General features: G+C 74.4%; 15 protein-coding genes and 1 pseudogene. 10 read left to right on the forward strand and 6 right to left on the reverse strand.

The features are described from left to right. Nucleotides 1-16 precede the first annotated feature (16 nt). From C2142_RS25665 to C2142_RS25680, 4 genes and pseudogenes are all read left to right on the forward strand, one after another. Entirely contained in the window at nucleotides 17-847 is an 831-nt protein-coding gene (locus tag C2142_RS25665; protein WP_148645134.1) for a putative RNA methyltransferase, read from the forward strand. Nucleotides 848-1,055: 208 nt separating this feature from the next. After that, nucleotides 1,056-2,450: an ATP-binding protein gene (locus tag C2142_RS25670; protein WP_148645135.1), complete on the forward strand. Its 1,395-nt coding sequence runs from the start codon at nucleotides 1,056-1,058 to the stop codon at nucleotides 2,448-2,450. A 37-nt stretch (nucleotides 2,451-2,487) separates the two neighbouring features. Continuing rightward, a pseudogene (locus C2142_RS40365) lies at nucleotides 2,488-2,793 on the forward strand (nucleotide pyrophosphohydrolase); the annotation flags it as partial. A gap of 332 nt (nucleotides 2,794-3,125) precedes the next feature. Beyond that, complete coding sequence (locus C2142_RS25680) at nucleotides 3,126-3,905, forward strand: DUF6099 family protein (RefSeq protein ID WP_153882817.1); 780 nt, start codon at nucleotides 3,126-3,128, stop codon at nucleotides 3,903-3,905. A gap of 702 nt (nucleotides 3,906-4,607) precedes the next feature. On the opposite strand, the gene dapD is transcribed toward C2142_RS25680, so the two are convergent. Continuing rightward, nucleotides 4,608-5,606: a 2,3,4,5-tetrahydropyridine-2,6-dicarboxylate N-succinyltransferase gene (gene dapD, locus C2142_RS25685; RefSeq protein ID WP_174315738.1), complete on the reverse strand. Its 999-nt coding sequence runs from the start codon at nucleotides 5,604-5,606 to the stop codon at nucleotides 4,608-4,610. Between the two features lie 186 nt (nucleotides 5,607-5,792). On the opposite strand from dapD, the gene C2142_RS25690 reads away from it, so the two are divergent. The 3 genes from C2142_RS25690 to argF all read left to right on the forward strand — a co-directional run bounded on the left by C2142_RS25690 (nucleotide 5,793) and on the right by argF (nucleotide 11,370). Further along, a complete protein-coding gene (locus C2142_RS25690) occupies nucleotides 5,793-7,469 on the forward strand; it encodes a 3' terminal RNA ribose 2'-O-methyltransferase Hen1 (RefSeq protein ID WP_148645138.1) in 1,677 nt (558 codons plus the stop codon). After that, a complete protein-coding gene (locus C2142_RS25695; RefSeq protein WP_148645139.1) occupies nucleotides 7,466-10,177 on the forward strand; it encodes a polynucleotide kinase-phosphatase in 2,712 nt (903 codons plus the stop codon). The genes C2142_RS25690 and C2142_RS25695 overlap by 4 nt, the downstream gene beginning before the upstream one ends. 191 nt (nucleotides 10,178-10,368) lie before the next feature. Continuing rightward, nucleotides 10,369-11,370, forward strand: coding sequence for an ornithine carbamoyltransferase (gene argF, locus C2142_RS25700; protein WP_148645140.1), 1,002 nt, complete (start codon nucleotides 10,369-10,371; stop codon nucleotides 11,368-11,370). A 114-nt stretch (nucleotides 11,371-11,484) separates the two neighbouring features. On the opposite strand, the gene C2142_RS25705 is transcribed toward argF, so the two are convergent. The 5 genes from C2142_RS25705 to C2142_RS25725 all read right to left on the reverse strand — a co-directional run bounded on the left by C2142_RS25705 (nucleotide 11,485) and on the right by C2142_RS25725 (nucleotide 15,096). Next, the gene (locus C2142_RS25705) at nucleotides 11,485-12,072 is read right to left on the reverse strand and encodes a superoxide dismutase family protein (protein WP_148645141.1); all 588 of its coding nucleotides are present in this window, start codon (nucleotides 12,070-12,072) and stop codon (nucleotides 11,485-11,487) included. Nucleotides 12,073-12,246: 174 nt separating this feature from the next. Continuing rightward, a complete protein-coding gene (locus C2142_RS25710; RefSeq protein ID WP_206671025.1) occupies nucleotides 12,247-12,657 on the reverse strand; it encodes a type II toxin-antitoxin system VapC family toxin in 411 nt (136 codons plus the stop codon). A 75-nt stretch (nucleotides 12,658-12,732) separates the two neighbouring features. Next, nucleotides 12,733-13,884, reverse strand: coding sequence for a hypothetical protein (locus tag C2142_RS25715; protein ID WP_153882818.1), 1,152 nt, complete (start codon nucleotides 13,882-13,884; stop codon nucleotides 12,733-12,735). A 175-nt stretch (nucleotides 13,885-14,059) separates the two neighbouring features. Next, entirely contained in the window at nucleotides 14,060-14,584 is a 525-nt protein-coding gene (locus C2142_RS25720; protein ID WP_148645145.1) for a SigE family RNA polymerase sigma factor, read from the reverse strand. Between the two features lie 137 nt (nucleotides 14,585-14,721). Then, nucleotides 14,722-15,096: a hypothetical protein gene (locus C2142_RS25725; protein WP_148645146.1), complete on the reverse strand. Its 375-nt coding sequence runs from the start codon at nucleotides 15,094-15,096 to the stop codon at nucleotides 14,722-14,724. A gap of 30 nt (nucleotides 15,097-15,126) precedes the next feature. Between C2142_RS25725 and C2142_RS25730 the strand changes: the two genes are divergently transcribed. The 3 genes from C2142_RS25730 to C2142_RS40370 form a co-directional block, all read left to right on the forward strand. Beyond that, nucleotides 15,127-16,338, forward strand: a complete 1,212-nt coding sequence (locus tag C2142_RS25730) for a hypothetical protein (protein WP_148645147.1) — start codon at nucleotides 15,127-15,129, stop codon at nucleotides 16,336-16,338. Then, nucleotides 16,335-16,499 carry a hypothetical protein gene (locus tag C2142_RS25735; protein ID WP_153882819.1) on the forward strand — a complete coding sequence of 55 codons (165 nt, stop codon included), beginning with the start codon at nucleotides 16,335-16,337 and terminating at the stop codon, nucleotides 16,497-16,499. Before C2142_RS25730 ends, C2142_RS25735 begins: the two co-directional genes overlap by 4 nt. 252 nt (nucleotides 16,500-16,751) lie before the next feature. Further along, nucleotides 16,752-17,204 (forward strand): aconitase family protein (locus C2142_RS40370; protein ID WP_241002784.1); only part of this gene is annotated, 453 nt, incomplete at its 3' end.

Here is a 17,204-nt window from a genome sequence, read left to right on the forward strand (position 1 = left end):
CGAGAGAAGACGGACGTTGCTGCAGGACATCGAGCCCTACCTGGCCTGCCCGCACTGCGCGCAGGCCCTCACCCCCGAGGGGCGCACCCTGCGCTGCCCCGGCGGGCACAGCTTCGACATCGCCAAGCAGGGCTACGTCAGCCTGCTCGCCGGTGACGCCCACACCGGCACCGGCGACACCGCCGACATGGTCGCCGCCCGCAGCGACTTCCTCGCCGCCGGCCACTACCGCCCGATCGCCGATGCCCTCGCCGACGCGGCCTCGGCCACCTCGCCCGAGGGCCTCGTCGCCGACCTCGGCGCCGGCACCGGCCACTACCTCGCCCACGTCCTCGACGCCCTGCCCGGCCGGCCCGGCGCCGCCCTCGACATCTCCAAGTACGCGCTGCGCCGCGCCGCCAAGGCCCACCCCCGGATCGGCGCCGTCGTCTGCGACGCCTGGCGACCGCTGCCGCTGCTGGACGCCGCCGCCGGCCTCGTCCTCAACGTCTTCGCCCCGCGCAACGGCCCCGAGATCCGCCGCGTCCTGCGCCCCGGCGGCACCCTGCTGCTGGTCTCGCCCACCCCGCGCCACCTGCGCGAACTCGTCGCCGGACTCGGGCTGCTCTCGGTCGACGAGGAGAAGCAGCGCCGGATCGACGAGAAGCTCGGCCCCCACCTCACACCGGCCGGGCGGCAGGAGGTCGAGTTCACCATGCGGCTCGCCGCCGCCGATGTCCGCACCGTCGTCGGCATGGGCCCGAGCGCCTGGCACACCGATCCGCAGCGGCTGGCCGCCCGGCTCGCCGAACTGCCCGATCCGGTCGAGGTGACCGCCTCCGTGACGGTCGCCGCCTACCGGCGGTGAGCCGCCGGGGGGCGGGTTGAGCCGCCGGGGGTCGGGCTGAGCCGCCGGGGCGGGGCCGAGTCGGTGCGGGCCGGGATGAGCCGCCGGGGGCCGGGGACGAGCGGGGCGTTCCGGGGCGGCGTCCGCTGCGGGGACCGCTCACCTCGTTGGGATGAATCTGCCGAGCAGGCACGTTTCTGCCGCGAGGACGGCGGCTAACGTCCGACGGGTGAACCGCGACGCCACCCGGCCCGCCGTGCCGGCCCACCCCCAGCAGCGCACCTCGGACCCCGGACGGCCGCCCGCACAGCGCCCCACCGTCGAGGAACTCCGGCTCACCTCGTTCAAGTCCTACCGGCGCGCCACCCTGCCGCTCGCGCCCCTCACCGTGCTGCACGGACCGGCCGGCGTGGGCAAGTCCAACGCCCTCGACGCCCTCGCCGTCCTCTCCCGCCTCGCCCTCGGCGAGGAGATCACCGACTCCCTCGACGGCCTCCCCGGCCGGCGTGGCCCGCTCGCCACCCCCGTCCGCGGCGGCCTGGCCGGCTGCGTGCCGCACGGCCGCAAGGCCCTCATCCTCGGCTGCACCGTCCGCTCCTGCGACGGGCCGGTCGGCCTCGAAGTCGTCATCCGCACCGACGGCCCCGTCCGGATCGCCCGCGAACAGCTCACCCTCGACGGCCGGACCCTCGTCGAAACCGGCGAGCAGGACCTCCGGAACCGACGGGTCAACGTCAGCTGGCACAACGACACCCGGCAGGGCGACATCCGCGCGCCCTTCACCAGCACCACCCTGATCACCGCGCAGATCCCGCTGCGCGTCGCCGGCTCCTCACCCGGCGAACGCAAGGTGCTCACCGCCGCGGAGCACCTGCTCACCGCGTTGCGCGAGGTCTTCCCCGTCCACCCCGTGCCAGCCCTGATGCGCGACTGGGCCCGCCCCGACCCGCAGGCCAGGCTGCTCAGCACCGCCGCCAACATCTCCGCCGTCATCGCCCGGCTCAGCAACGAGTGCGCCCGCCGCTACGGCCGGCTGCTCCGCGTCGTCCAGTCCGCCGCCCCGCACCCCCTGCTCGGACTCGACCTCGCCCGCCGCGGCACCGGGGCCGGCGAACGCGTCCTCGCCGTCTTCGACGAAGGCGTCCTCGGCCGCACCGGAGCCGACCAGGCCTCCGACGGCATGCTGCGCCACCTCGCGTTCGCCGCCGTGCTGCTCACCGGCGCCGGCGTCCTGGACCTGGACGTGGCCGCCGAGGTGCCCTGGGCGCGCCGGCAGCTCACCGTGCTCGCCGAGGACCTCGGGGCCGGGCTCGGCACCGAGCAGACCGCCTCGCTGCTGCGACTGGCCCGCGACATGTCCGGGCGCCACCAGTTGCGGATGCTCGGCGCGTTGCAGGAGCCGGCCGCGGCCCGGGAGGCGCTCGGCGGGGCCGGCGAGCTGCCGCCCGGGGTCGCGCTGGTCGAGTGCCGGCGCGACCCCGGCTCCGGGCACACCGTGCTGCGGACCGAGACGGCGCGGGTGCCGGCCCAGGGCGGCGTGCGGGGCGCCGGGGCGGTCGTGCCGGGGGCTGTACCCGTTGCGGGGGCTGCGACTGCGGATGCGGTAGACGTGGAGGGTGAGTGAACGAGTCACGGGCCCGGCGGGCCCGACCCTGGAGAGCCTGCGGCAGCGTTTGACGGACTTCGCCGCGGCACGCGGCTGGGAGCCCTTCCACACGCCGAAGAACCTGGCGGCGGCGCTGAGCGTGGAGGCCGGCGAGCTGCTGGAGATCTTCCAGTGGCTCACGCCCGAGCAGGCCGCGTCGGTGATGTCCGAGCCCGACGACGCACACCGGGTGCGGGACGAGGTGGCCGACGTCCTCGCCTACCTGTTGCAGTTCTGCACGGCGGTCGGCGTGGACCCGCTGACCGCCCTGGCCGCGAAGATCGAGCGCAACGAGCTGCGCTTCCCGGTGCCCGGCGCGGGGCGTGGGACAGGGGCGGGGGAGGGGCTCGCAGAGGGGGCGGGGGAGAACGAGGGTGAACGGACGGCCGGGGAACGGCCTGGGGAACAGCCTGGGGAACAGCCCGGGCAACGGCCCGAGGAACGGGCCGGGGAGCGGCCCGGCGGCAAGCGGGATATGGGCGAATAACCCTTGCGAGGGACGGAAGTTATCCACACCCCCCGGGTTGTCCACAGGTTCTGAGGAGACGGCTGCGCCCGTCCGTCCTTCGGCGCACGCTTTCGCCGTGACCAGGTGTCCACGCGGTCGAGCGGCCGCGCGGACACCGCGAGAACGCGCGGAAGGGGTGGCGGCCGATGGAGGCGCTACGACTGATCAAGACGGCCCGGCACGCCCTGGCCGAGGCCAGGAACGTGCCGGACGTGCTGGCCGAGGCGCGGCAGGCCGCGCTGCTCACCGAGGCGGTGGGCGCCCGGCTGGCCGAGCTGGACGACGGTGAGCTGGCCGGCCTCGGCCAGCAGCTTGCCGAGGCCGGCAGTCATGCGGCCGGATGCCTGGACCACTCCTCGGGGGACTCGTCCGCGCTCCTGGGGCTGGGCGTCGGCGGACGGGCCGGGCGGCTCACCGAAATCGGGCCGCTCCCCCCGGTGCTGGCCGAACTCGGGGCGCTGCTGCGGGACGTCGGCGAGACGCTGGTGGTGCTGGCCTGCGGCGCGGACACCGAGAGCCTGTACTGGACGTGCATCGACGGGGTCGACGCCGGCGCCGACTGCAAGGACCTCGTCGCCCGGCTTGGTCAGGCGGTCCGGCAGGCGGCCGGGGAGTACGAGCGGGAGCAGGCGGAGCCCGCGGTGACCGGCCCGCCGCCGAAGTCTCAGGCGTCCGAGGAGGAGACGCCGTTACTCGTGCTCAGGCTCGGCCCGCCGTTCGGCCGGTCGGAGGCCCGGGCGCCGGACGACTGCAGCTCCGCGAGGTCCGCGGTCACCGAGGCGAGCAGTTCCTGCAGCTGTTCCAGCAGGCTCTTCGGAATGGCCGGCACGGCCGATGCGTCGGTTGCCGGATGCTGCTGCACGGCGGATGCCTCGGACCAGGGTTCGGACATGAGTGGACCTCTTCGGATCGGTAGTGCGGTGTGAAGCGGCAGGCGGCGGCTCGGCGCGCGGCACCGCGCCACCGGGGCAGGGGCCCCGCCGCTGCAACCAACGAACCGCCCGATACCGGGTCACCGGCCACCACCCAATGCGGTCCAACTCCCGTGACCGGTAAGCCTCTCGGGTGACCAGGGCTTGCCGCCGGCCGACCGCCTCGGCTAGGCGGCGGGCGGGCGGAGGTGCGCTACGTGGTGTGCCGGCGGCGTGCGCTGTGCGGAGGTGGCCCATCGGTGAGCGCTCATCGATGGGCCACCGGTGGAGGGCGTTGGGCTGCCCGGCACCGGCCTGCCCCGGTGCGGAGCTGCTTCCGGGCAGGCCTGTCCGGCTCCGGGGCAAGTCAGGGCACGCCTGCCCCGGTGCCGGGTCGCTCCGGGGCGGACCTCCAGCGGCCGGCCGGTCCGAGCACGTCCACGTGGCAGTTCTACAGCGGTGGGCGTTGAGCGGTGGGCGTTGAGCGGTGCGCGGGTGTGTTGTGCGCGGCAAGCGGCAAGCGGCAAGCGGCAAGCGGCAAGTAGCAAGCGGCAAGTAGCAAGCGGCAAGTAGCAAGCGGCGAGCGGGCGAGGGGTGGGGGAGGGGGGAGGGGCCCCGAAGAAGGGCGAAGCGAAACGCGAAACCCCCACCCCGCAAACACCAGGCCCCCGGCGCCGTCGCGGCGCCGGGGACCCGAAACCTCAGGCGGGAGGGAGGTCAGTTGTGGGCGTGCAGCTCGGCGTTCAGGCCGCCCCACGAGCCGGCGCGGGCGATGACCTCGACGGCGCCGGTCTGGGAGTTGCGGCGGAAGAGGAGGTTGTCCTGGCCGGACAGCTCGACGGCCTTGGCGACCTTGCCGTCCGGGGTGGTGACCCGGGTGCCGGCGGTGACGTAGAGGCCGGCCTCGACCACGCAGTCGCTGCCGAGCGAGATGCCGATGCCGGCGTTGGCGCCGAGCAGGCAGCGCTCGCCGACCGAGACGACCTGCTTGCCGCCGCCGGACAGCGTGCCCATGATCGAGGCGCCGCCGCCGATGTCGCTGTGGTCGCCCACCACGACGCCGGCGCTGATCCGGCCCTCGACCATCGAGGTGCCGAGGGTGCCGGCGTTGAAGTTGACGAAGCCCTCGTGCATCACGGTCGTGCCCGGGGCGAGGTGCGCGCCGAGGCGGACGCGGTCCGCGTGGGCGATGCGCACGCCCGAGGGGGCGACGTAGTCGGTCATCCGCGGGAACTTGTCGATCCCGTACACGGCGAGCTGGCCGCCCTGGGCGCGGACCGCCAGGCGGGCCTGCTCGACCTTGTCCACCTGCACCGGGCCGATGCTGGTCCACGCCACGTTGGCGAGCAGACCGAAGAGACCGTCGAGGTTCTGGCCGTGCGGCCGCACCAGGCGGTGGCTCAGCAGGTGCAGGCGCAGGTAGGCGTCGTGCGCGTCGATCGGCTTCTCGTCCAGCGAGGCGATCGTGGTGCGCACGGCGACCACCTCGACGCCGCGGCGGGCGTCGGTGCGCAGCGCCTCGGCCGCGCCGGCGCCCAGCTCGGCCTCGGCCTGCTCGGTGGTCAGGCGGACGGTGCCGGCCGGGCCGGGCTCGGCGGCCGGCGCGGGGGCGGGGTACCAGGTGTCGAGGATGGTGCCGTCGGCGGCGATGGTGGCCAGACCTGCGGCGACGGCGCCGTTTGCGAGGGAGGTGGATTCTGCAGTCACATCGTGCACGTTAACGAATACGGGCCGCCGGTGCCGAACACGCTCACCGGGCGGACGCGGTGGCCGACCGCGACCGCCGGAGCCGTGCGCGCGGCAGGTGCGGGGCGGGTGCCGGGCCGGCGCGGGGCCGATGTGGGGCCGGTCCGGGGCAAAATCCGGTGCTCAGCGGCCCGGTCCTGGGCAATACTCGGGCGGGTGTTCATGTCGATCTCCACCACAGGCACTGCCGGGAGCCCGGCCACCGACCTGGGTTTCCTGCTGCACAAGCACCCGGGCAAGGTCCAGCAGTTCTCCACGTCGCACGGCGAGGCGCACGTCTTCTACCCGGAGGCGGGCGACGAGGCGTGCACGGCCGCGCTGCTGCTCGACGTCGACCCCATCGCGCTGGTCCGCAAGGGCCGGGGCAAGGGTCGCGGCGGCTCGCCGGACTTCGCGCTCGCCCAGTACGTCAACGACCGCCCCTACGCGGCGTCCTCGCTGCTCGCGGTGGCGTTGCGCACGGTGTTCCGGACGGCGATGAAGGGCGTCTGTGAGGCCCGCCCCGGGCTGGTGGACGTCCTCCGGCCGCTGCGGATCGTGCTGCCCGCCGTGCCGGCCAACGGCGCCGGCGACGGCGGCGGTGTCGCGATGGCGGGCCGGCTGTTCGAGCCGCTGGGCTGGCGGGTCGAGGCATCGGCGATCCCCTTGGACGAGGTGTTCCCCGAGTGGGGCGAGTCCCGTTATGTCCGGCTGGAGCTGTCCGCCACGGAGGTCCGGCTCGCGGACGCGCTCCAGCAGCTGTACGTGCTGCTGCCGGTGCTGGACGGTGCCAAGCATTACTGGGTCGCCCCGGACGAGGTCGACAAGCTGCTCGCCGCCGGCGAGGGCTGGCTGGCGGACCACCCCGAGCAGGCCCTGATCGCGCGCCGCTACCTGTCCCGGCGCTGGACGCTCACCCGGCGGGCGATGGAGCGGCTGGAGCTGGCCCGGCTGGCGGAGGCCGACGACCGCGAGGTCGAGGAGATCGACAACGCGGTCGACGACACCGCCGAGGAGACCGGGCCGCAGGAGACCGGGCGGCAGGGGAGCGCGCCGCAGGAGACGGAGCCGCCGGAGCAGCCCGCCGGGGAGCGGAAGCCCTCCCTGGCGGAGCAGCGTCGTACGGCGATCATGGCTGCGCTGGCCGAGACCGGGGCGGCCCGGGTGGCCGACCTCGGCTGCGGGCAGGGCGAGTTGATCGGCAGCCTGCTCAAGGACTCCCGGATCACCGAGGTGCTCGGCGTGGACGTGTCCGCCCGGGCGCTGTCGGCGGCCGCGCGCAAGCTGCGGCTGGAGCGGATGTCGGAGCGCCAGGCGGCCAGGGTCAAGCTGGTCCAGGGCGCTCTGACGTACACGGACGCGCGGCTCAAGGGCTTTGACGCGGCCGTGCTCTCCGAGGTGATCGAGCACCTGGACCTGCCCCGGCTGCCGGCGCTGGAGTACGCCGTGTTCGGGGCGGCCCGTCCGGCGGCGGTGGTCGTCACGACGCCGAACGTCGAGTACAACGTCCGCTGGGAGAGCCTGCCGGCCGGTCACGTCCGGCACGCCGACCACCGCTTCGAGTGGGACCGGGCCGAGTTCCGGGCGTGGGCCGTGCGGGTCGCGGAGGCGTACGGCTACACGGTGGTGATCCGCCCGGTCGGCCCGGAGGACGACGAGGTGGGCGCGCCGACCCAGCTCGCGCTGTTCCGCATAGGCACGCCGCCCGTGCCCACGACCACCGTCGCGACCCACCCCGGCACCGGCGAGACCGCCGACGTGACAACCACCGACGTGACAACCACCGACGTGACAATCACCGACGTGACGGCCGCCGAATCCACCACGACGCCCGAAGGGGGCGAGACCCGATGACCGACGACGCACAGTCCCCGAAGCTCACCACGGACGCCCCCACCCCGGCCGCCGAAGCCCCCGAGACCGAAGCCCCCAAGACCGAAGCCCGGGAGAGCGAGGCCCCCAAGGCCGAGGCCCCGGTCACCAGCGCCGGGCCCCGCCGTCTCCCCGTCACCGACGTGTCCCTCGTCGTCCTGATCGGCACCAGCGGCGCGGGCAAGTCCAGCTTCGCCCGCAAGCACTTCCTCCCCACCCAGGTGATCTCCTCCGACTTCTGCCGCGGCCTGGTGGCGGACGACGAGAACGATCAGTCCGCCTCCGCCGAGGCCTTCGACGTGCTGCACTACATCGTCGGCAAGCGCCTCGCCGCCGGCCGGCTGACCGTCGTGGACGCCACCAACGTGCAGCCGGAGGCCCGCAAGCAGCTGGTCCGGATCGCCCGGGAGCACGACGTGCTGCCCATCGCGATCGTGCTGGACGTCCCGCCGGGCGTCTGCGCCGAGCGGAACAGGACGCGCCCGGACCGGCAGCTGCCGGCCCACGTGATCCCGCGCCAGAACCGCGAGCTGCGTCGGTCCCTGCGCGGTCTGGAGCGCGAGGGCTTCCGCAAGGTGCACATCCTGCGCGGGGAGGCGGAGGCCGAGACCGCCGAGATCGTGCCGGAGAAGCGGTTCAACGACCTGCGCCACCTCACCGGCCCGTTCGACATCGTCGGCGACATCCACGGCTGCCGCTCCGAGCTGGAGACCCTGCTCACCCGTCTCGGCTACGTGCTGACCAGGGACGACGCCGGCCGCCCGGTGGACGCCGCACACCCCGCGGGCCGCACCGCCGTCTTCGTCGGCGACCTGGTCGACCGCGGCCCTGACACGCCGGGCGTGCTGCGCCTGGTGATGGGCATGGTGGCGGCCGGGCACGCGGTCTGCGTACCGGGCAACCACGAGAACAAGCTCGGCCGGGCGATGGACGGCAAGAAGGTCACCGTCTCGCACGGCCTCCAGGAGTCGCTGGACCAGCTGGCGGGGGAGTCGGAGGAGTTCCGCGCCGAGGTCCGGGCCTTCATGCGCGGCCTGGTCAGCCACTACCTGCTGGACGGCGGCGCCCTGGTGGTCTGCCACGCGGGTCTGCCGGAGAAGTACCACGGCCGGGCCTCCGGCCGGGTGCGCTCGCACGCGCTGTACGGGGACACCACCGGCGAGACCGACGAGTACGGCCTGCCGGTGCGCTACCCGTGGGCGGAGGAGTACCGGGGCAAGGCGCTGGTGGTCTACGGGCACACGCCGGTGCCGGTGGCGAGCTTCCTCAACAACACCATCTGCCTGGACACCGGCTGCGTCTTCGGCGGCAGCCTCACCGCGCTGCGCTACCCGGAGCGGGAACTGGTGAGCGTCGAGGCCGAGCAGGAGTGGTACGCGCCGGTGCGTCCGATGCACACGGACGCGCCGGGTGCCCGGGAGGGCCGGCCGCTGGACCTCGCCGACGTGGCGGGCCGCCGGGTGGTGGAGACGTCGCTGCACGGCCGGGTCGCCGTTCGGGAGGAGAACGCGGCGGCCGCGCTGGAGGTGATGAGCCGGTTCGCGATCGACCCGCGGCTGCTCGCCTACCTGCCGCCGACCATGGCGCCGAGCGCGACCTCACGCCGCCCCGGCTACCTCGAACACCCGGAGGAGGCCTTCTTCGCCTACCGCGAGGACGGCGTCCGGCAGGTGATCTGCGAGGAGAAGCACATGGGCTCCCGCGCGGTGGTGCTGGTGGCCCGGGACGAATCGGCGCTGGAGAAGCGGTTCGGCCTGCCCGGGCCGGGTGCGATCTGGACCCGGACCGGCCGGGCGTTCCTCGGTGACGACGAGCTGACCGCCGCCGTCCTGGGGCGGTTGCGGGCCGCCGCCGAGCGCTCGGGGCTCTTCGACGAGCTGGGCACCGGCTGGCTGCTGCTGGACGCCGAGCTGATGCCGTGGTCGCTCAAGGCCGCCGAGCTGCTGCGCCGCCAGTACGCGGCGGTCGGGGCGGCGGCGGGCGCGGCGCTGCCGGAGGTGCTGGCCGCGCTGGAGCAGGCGGCCGGGCGCGGGCTGGACCTCGCCGGGCTGACGGAACGCCAGCGCCGTCGCGCCGTCGACGCGCAGGCGTTCACCGAGGCGTACCGGCGGTACTGCTGGCCGACGGAGGGCCTGTCGGGGATCCGGCTGGCGCCGTTCCAGGTGCTCGCCGCCGAGGGGGTGAACCTGGCGGTGCGCCCTCATGACGAGCACCTCGCCTGGATCGACGGGCTGGTCGGGGCCGACCACGCGGCCGAGCCGCAGGCGCCGGTGCTGCACCGGACCGGCCGGCTGGTGGTGGACACCACCGACGAGGCGTCGGTGGCCGCGGGCGTGGCCTGGTGGGAGGAGCTGACCGCGGCCGGTGGCGAGGGCATGGTGGTCAAGCCGCTGGCGTCGCTGGTCCGCGGCAAGGCGGGGGAGGGGCGCCCGGGCGGGCTGGTCCAGCCGGGTGTGAAGGTCCGTGGGCGCGAGTACCTGCGGATCATCTACGGTCCGGACTACACCCACTACCTTGACCAGCTGCGTCAGCGCTTCCTCGGGCACAAGCGCTCGCTGGCGCTGCGCGAGTACGCGCTCGGCCTGGAGGCGCTGGACCGGCTGGCGGCGGGTGAGCCGCTGTGGCGGGTGCACGAGCCGGTGTTCGCGGTGCTGGCGCTGGAGTCGGAGCCGGTCGACCCGCGTCTCTAGGCGCGATCGCCTCCAGGCCCGGGCGACGGAGGCGGGCCGTAGGCGACGGAGAGCAGAGGGCCCCGCGGATACCCCGCGGGGCCCGGCACACCCCCGTGCCGTGCCGCTCCGCGAAGCTCTTTGCATATAAATTCCGTGTGTCGTATACAATTGCCGCTTCCCGTTCCCGCCCCGACACCCAGGAGCCCGGCATGGCGTTCAACCTCCGGAACAGGCACTTCCTCAAGGAGCTCGACTTCACGCCCCAGGAGTTCCGCTTCCTGGTGGACCTCGCCGCCCAGCTCAAGGCGGCGAAGTACGCGGGCACCGAGCAGCCCCGGCTGCGCGGCAAGAACATCGCGCTGATCTTCGAGAAGACCTCCACCCGGACGCGCTGTGCCTTCGAGGTCGCCGCCCACGACCAGGGCGCCACCACCACCTACCTCGACCCGGCCGGCTCGCAGATCGGCCACAAGGAGTCCATCAAGGACACCGCCCGGGTGCTCGGCCGGATGTTCGACGGCATCGAGTACCGGGGGCACGGCCAGGAGATCGTCGAGGAGCTGGCCGAATACGCCGGCGTGCCGGTCTGGAACGGCCTCACCGACGAATGGCACCCCACCCAGATGCTCGCCGACGTGCTGACCGTCCGGGAGCACACCACCAAGCCGCTCACCGAGGTGGCCCTCGCCTACCTCGGGGACGCCCGCTCCAACATGGGCAACTCGCTGCTGGTCACCGGCGCGCTGCTCGGCATGGACATCCGGATCGTCGCGCCGCGCGCCCTCTGGCCCGCCGAGGACGTGCAGAAGGCGGCGCAGGAGCTGGCCGCGACCACCGGCGCCCGGATCACCCTGACCGAGGACGTGGACGCGGGCGTGGCCGGCGCCGACTTCCTCTACACCGACGTCTGGGTCTCGATGGGCGAGCCCAAGGAGGTCTGGGCCGAGCGGATCGCGCTGCTCAAGCCGTACCAGGTGTCGATGGACACCGTCCGGGCCACCGGAAACCCCGGCGTGAAGTTCCTGCACTGCCTGCCGGCCTTCCACGACCTCGGCACGGTGGTCGGGCGGCAGATGCACGAGGCGACCGGGATGAGCGAGCTGGAGTGCACCGACGAGCTCTTCGAGTCGGCGCACTCCGTCGTCTTCGACCAGGCGGAGAACCGCCTGCACACCATCAAGGCCGTCCTGGTCGCCACCCTCGGGGCCTGACCGGACCACCTCTCACAACCCGCGACCCCACCGCCGCGACCCCACCGCCCCAACCCGACCCCACCGCCCCGATCCGCCGGCCGACCCCACCGCCCCGATCCGCCGGCCGGGGCGTCACGGCTCCAGCTTCACGCAGGCGGCCCGCTCGCCCGCCGCGTGCCGGCCGGCCGGGTCGCCCGCATGCAGCACCAGCGAGCGGGCCTCGCCCGGCCGGGGCTGCCAGGCCACCGTGGCGGCCGCGGTGCCGCCGCCCCGGTGGTCGGTGCGCAGCGTCATCCGCAGCTCGTTGCGGTCGTTGGCGTACGCGGGGTCGGTGGACGGCCGGGCCGGGTCCACGGCGTCCTGGTAGTGCGGGCCGGACGCGGCGGGGTCGGCCCCGCAGGATCCGGTGTGCAGGTGCACCGGGAACGCGTGGTCGGCGGCGAGCCCGGCCGCGGTCAGCGTCAGCACCGTCCGACCGGGCACGGTGCGGTGGACCACCACGCGGACGTGCGAGCCGTACGGCACCAGGTCCGGCGCGTGGCTGATCGCGGTCGGCGGCACGAAGGCCGTCGCCGGGTCGAAGTCGGCCTCGACGACCGAGACCGGCGCATCCGCGGTGGCTGCTGCACCGGGGGCGCCCGACGCCGCCGCGGCCGGTACGGAGGCGGGCGTCAGCAGGGCGAGCGGGAGCAGGGCGGCGGCGAGCGGAGCGGCGGACATCGGGGGACCTTCCGAAGGCGGTGCGGCGGACGCCCTGCTCAACGCCACCGGCCCCCTGCCGGACACTCCCTGCCGGGCTCCCGTGCCGGACACCCCGGATACCCCGAACACCCCGGACACCCCGCACACCCCCGTGCCGGCCCCTCCGCCGGAGGCCCTCCCTGCGGGCCGGGGTCACCCCGTCCGGCGGTGGGCCCCCTGGATCCCCCGGATCTCGCAGCGCGGCCCGCTCGCCCGCATCAGCCGCAGGTCCGCCGTGACCAGCGGCACCCCGTACTGCTCGGCGACCGCGACGTACGCGGCGTCGTCTGGCGTGAGGTTGTCCTTGAGCTCCCAGATCCGGTCGAGCAGCGGTGCCACCTCGACCTTGCGGATCGCCAACCCGGGGAGCTGCGCGGCGAGTTCACCGACCCTTTCGGCGGTCAGTTCCTTGGCCAGGTAGAGGCCGCGCAGCGACTGCATCACCTCGATGACGATGTGCTCGGGGGCCACCCACTCGCCGCCCGTGTCGAGTTCGGCCCGGGCGGCGGCCCCGCGCTCGCCCTCGTCGGCCAGCGCGAGTACCAGCGCGGATGCGTCCACCACGATCATCAGTCGGCCCCCGGCCTGTCCCAGCGTGTCAACTCACCGGCCACCGTACCCGGGCGGGCCGCCACCGGCTCAGCCGGCGGTGGCCGAGCGTGACGCCGACGCCGACGCCGACGCCGACGCCGACGCCGACGCCGACGCCGAGGTCGACGCCGAGGTCGACGCCGAGGTCGACGCCGAGGTCGATGCCGAGGTCGAGGCCGCTGATGCCGAGCCGCCGGGGCCGGGCTGGTTCCGGTTGGGCGAGGAGTCGCGGAACGGCCGGATCGCCTGGTCCGCCTGGTCGGCCCGCTCCGGCGTGATCCACTCCTGGAGGCCCTGGACGGTCACCGCGGCCTTCAGCTGCTCCAGACTGAGGGGCAGCTCGCGCAGATCGCTGACCACGCCGCCGGAGAACTCCGTCAGGGTGATCCGGTTGTTGTCCTTGCGCAGCAGGTCGGCGGTGCGGGCGCGGTAGCCGTCGGATGTGGTCTCGGTCAGCATCAGGGTGCTGCCGTCGGGGAGCTTCCCGACCTCGCAGTGGGTGGTGCTCCGGGCGGTTCTGGCCTTCTCACAGTTGTAACGGTCGTCGTAGCCGATGATGTACGGGTCGCGCCCGGGGCTCGGCGGGTAGGACCCGGGCCGGAACAACGCGCCGAGCCCGCCTTCGAACTCGACCCTTACTTGGACGGGCCCCTTGCCGTCGTCGTAGCTGAGCTCGCCGGTGGTCCGCACGTCGATCCGCTCCGGACCCGTCCAGCCGACCGGGCTGTGGTAGCCGGCGTAGCCGTTGGTCGCGCCGCTCCTCGGCAGGCCCTCGGCCACGGCCAGGACGGCCGCGTGGCCGGTGAGGGCGACCTTTCCGGCGTTGGCCCCGGTTCCGGGGTACCGCTTCTCGGGGCCGTCGTCGATCCGCGGGTCCCGGGTGGAGGTTTCGCGGGGCTTCATGGTGGTGGTCGGGGCGGCGGACGGCGAGGCCGACGCGGTGGCGGACGGCGACGCGCTCCCGCTCGCCGCCACGGTGGCGGGCCGGGAGCCGCCCGGCTGCAGGGCGACGGCGCCGCCGACGGCCAGCACGGTGACGGCGGCGACCGCGCCGGTCACGGTGGCGCGGCGGCGGCGCCGGATCGACCGGCCGCGCTCGGCGGCGCCGGCGACCAGCGCCCCCAGCTCCGGTCCGATGCCGTCCATCGCCCGGTCGAAGGTGGTGGACAGCCGTCGGCCGTCGGATTCCAGCTCGTCCATGCTCCTGGTTCCTTCCAGCTGAGTGTGGTGACGAAAAATCCGGTCGGTGCGGCACCCTGCCGTTACCGGGCGGTGCGGCACCCCGCCGTTACCGGGCGGCGCCGCACCCCGCCGATGCCGCCGATGCCGCCGAGCGCGGCCGATGCCGCGCGGGCGCGGTCGGTCCGGCGGCGGGTCAGGACGCGGCGAGCCGGTCCGAGCCCTGCGGACCCAGGACGGCGCGCAGCCGGCCGAGGGCACGCAGCGCCTGGCTGCGCACCGCGCCCGCGCTGACGCCGAGTTCGGCCGCGGTCTCCTCGACGCTGCGGTCCTCCCAGTAGCGCAGGACGAGGACGGCCCGGTCCCTGGGCGGCAGTTCGGCCAGGGCTGCGAGCAGGGTGACCCGGAGCGCCGGGTCGCCCTCGGGGGCGATGCCCTCGGGCAGGTCGCCGAGCGCGGGCTGTTCGGCGCTGCGCCGCAGCCGCCGGTGGGAGAGGTAGCTGCGGACGAGCACGCTGCGGGCGTAGGCGTCCTGGTTCTCCGCGCGGCGGACCTTGGTCCAGGCGGCGTAGAGCTTGGCGAGCGTGACCTGGGTGAGGTCCTCGGCCAGGTGCCAGTCGCCGCAGAGCAGCAGGGCGGTCCGGAAGAGGCGGTGCCCCCGGCTGTAGGCGAAGGTCTCGAACTCCGCGGACTCCTCGGCCCGTCGCGCCTTACCGATCACCGCTGTCCCCCGAAAACCGTCTCGTGGTGGCCTGTTCGCCGCCTGCCCCGGGTAAGACGCCTGAGCCGGACCGCCGCGTTACGACCACGCCCGACAGGAATCGCACGAGAAGCACCGCACGCACCGCGGAGCGGCGCTCACCACCGTCCCGTGATCAGCGGCCCGGCCAGCAGCCCCGCCAGCACCGAGGCGGCGTTGGCCGTGCCGGAGGCCGCCCAGGGCAGCGGTCCGCGCAGGCTCGTCCCGGCGAGTGGCCTCAGCAGCGCCGCCTCGACCGCGCAGACCGCGGCTTCGCCCAGCCCGAAGGCGGTCCAGTACGCTGCGGCGGATCCGGTGGACCGGGCCGCGCCGTGGCCGAGGAACCACCAGAGCAGCGGGTGCGTCGCCAGGTTGACCAGGACGGCGGCCGCCGCCGCACGGGCCGGGCGGATGCCGCCGGCCCGGGTGAGGGCGACGGTGTAGAGCGGTACCTCGACCAGCAGCGTGAGGGCGAGGGCCATGGGATAGGGCACGGCGGGGATCGTGCCACGAGGAGGGGGAGCGTGGCCATCGCCACCGTGGAGGGGACGGCCGCGCGGTCCGTCGCCGGCCCGGCCGTCCGGCTGGGCGCCGCGCCCTCGGCCGGGTTCGCGCTGGCGGCGGTGCTGGCGCTGGCCCTGGCACTGCGCGCACCGACGGGGCTGGCGGTGCTCGGCCTGGCCGCGTTCGGGGTGCTGCACAACGTGCTGGAGCTGCGCTACGTGGCCGGCCGGTTCGCGGCCGTGCTGGCCGGTCCGCTGCTGCGGCTGCTGCTCGTCCTGGTGACCGGCATCGTGTTCTGCCGCCTGGTGCCGCCCTCGCTGGTGCCGCACCCGGTGGCCCAGGGCGCGGAGATCCTGTTGGCGTACGGGCTGCTGGCGGCGGCCTGCTGGTCCGCGCTGCGCCGTCGCCCGCTGCTGCTGGCCGGGAGCGGGGCGGTGCTGGCGGTGGCGACGGCGGGTTCGCTGGCGTTTCCGGCGTACCACTTCGTGGTGCTGGCGCACCTGCACAACGTGGTGCCGTTGCTGTTCCTGGTTGAGTGGTCGCGCCGGCTGGTGCGGGGCCGGGCGGCGTTCCTGGCGCTGCAGTGCGGCTGGGTGCTGCTGGTGCCGGGGCTGCTGCTGTCCGGGGCGCTGGACGGCTGGCTGTCGGCGGGGGCGGGCTGGTCGGGCTGGACGGCGAAGCTGACGGCGGCGTACACCCCGCCGGGGTGGCTGACGCCCGGGGTGGGGCTGCGCTTCCTGGCGGTGTTCGCCTTCCTCCAGTCGATGCACTACGTGGTCTGGGTCTGGTTCCTGCCGAGGTACGCGCCGGACGCGACCGGGGCGTTCGAGCAGCGGCTGCCGGCGTTGCGCGGCGGGCGGGCCTGGCTGCTGGGCCTGCTGGCGGGCGGCCTGCTGGCGGTGCTGTTCGCGGCGGACTACGCGCAGGGCCGGACGCTGTACGCGGCGCTGGCCAGCTACCACGCCTACCTGGAGTTCCCGGTGCTGCTCATGCTCGTCCTCGGCCTGGGACACGCCCCCGCAGGGCCGGCCACCCCACCGGCCGACCACGCCCCGGCCGGACCGGCCACCCCACCGGCCGGACGCGCCCCGGCCGGACCGGCCACCCCACCGACCGGACGCGCCCTGGCCGACCACGCCCTGACCGCCCCCGCCAGGCCGGCCACCCCACCGGCCGACCACGTCCCCGCCACGCCACCGATCCGACACGCCCGACCCGAGGAGACCTCATGACCGCAAGCACCGCCACCGCCCTGCTGGCCGACGTCGCGCCCGAGCCCACCGGCTCCGGCGGCAGCCTGGTCGCCGTGCTGCTGGTGGCCGCCGCCGTGGTGGCGGGGGCCGTCTGGCTGATCCGGCTGGAGCGCAGGAAGCGCGGTCCCGGCGGGGAGTGACGCCCCCCGACGAGCGCCGGGCCGGTCGCTCGCGGTAGGACAGTCTTCGGGGCATGCCTGCGGTGGTGTCCGCAGCGCCATGCACTATGGTTTATCTCGACATCGAGATAACTGCCCCTTACGATATATCTCGACATCAAGATACTTGCCGAGAGGCGCTCACCGGCGATGCGGGCAAGGTAGGCCTAAGTAAGGCTGACCTTACCACCGTGGCGGCCGGGTACCGCACGAAGCACCTAGAAGGAGTCAGTCGTGTCCGCGAACAGCTTCGACGCCCGCAGCTCGCTGCAGGTGGGCGACGAGTCGTACGAGATCTTCAAGCTCTCCGCCGTCGAGGGTTCCGAGCGGCTGCCGTACAGCCTCAAGGTGCTGCTGGAGAACCTGCTCCGCACGGAGGACGGCGCGAACATCACCGCCGACCACATCCGCGCCCTCGGCAACTGGGACGCCACCGCCCAGCCGAGCCAGGAGATCCAGTTCACCCCGGCCCGCGTGATCATGCAGGACTTCACCGGCGTGCCGTGCGTGGTCGACCTCGCCACCATGCGCGAGGCCGTCAAGGAGCTGGGCGGCGACCCGGCCAAGATCAACCCGCTGGCCCCGGCCGAGCTGGTCATCGACCACTCCGTCATCGCCGACAAGTTCGGCACCCCGGACGCCTTCGTCCAGAACGTCGAGATCGAGTACGGCCGCAACAAGGAGCGC

It is taken from the genome of Streptomyces sp. CB01881 (genome assembly GCF_002953255.1).
Classification (GTDB): domain Bacteria; phylum Actinomycetota; class Actinomycetes; order Streptomycetales; family Streptomycetaceae; genus Kitasatospora.

What these genes read in the sequence shown, in the direction of transcription:
- C2142_RS25695 (WP_148645139.1), top strand. Translation starts at nt 7,466, where the DNA reads ATGACCGACGACGCACAGTCCCCGAAGCTCACCACGGACGCCCCCACC.
- C2142_RS25705 (WP_148645141.1), bottom strand. Translation starts at nt 12,072, where the DNA reads ATGTCCGCCGCTCCGCTCGCCGCCGCCCTGCTCCCGCTCGCCCTGCTG.
- C2142_RS25735 (WP_153882819.1), top strand. Translation starts at nt 16,335, where the DNA reads ATGACCGCAAGCACCGCCACCGCCCTGCTGGCCGACGTCGCGCCCGAG.
- C2142_RS25715 (WP_153882818.1), bottom strand. Translation starts at nt 13,884, where the DNA reads ATGGACGAGCTGGAATCCGACGGCCGACGGCTGTCCACCACCTTCGAC.
- C2142_RS25680 (WP_153882817.1), top strand. Translation starts at nt 3,126, where the DNA reads ATGGAGGCGCTACGACTGATCAAGACGGCCCGGCACGCCCTGGCCGAG.
- argF (WP_148645140.1), top strand. Translation starts at nt 10,369, where the DNA reads ATGGCGTTCAACCTCCGGAACAGGCACTTCCTCAAGGAGCTCGACTTC.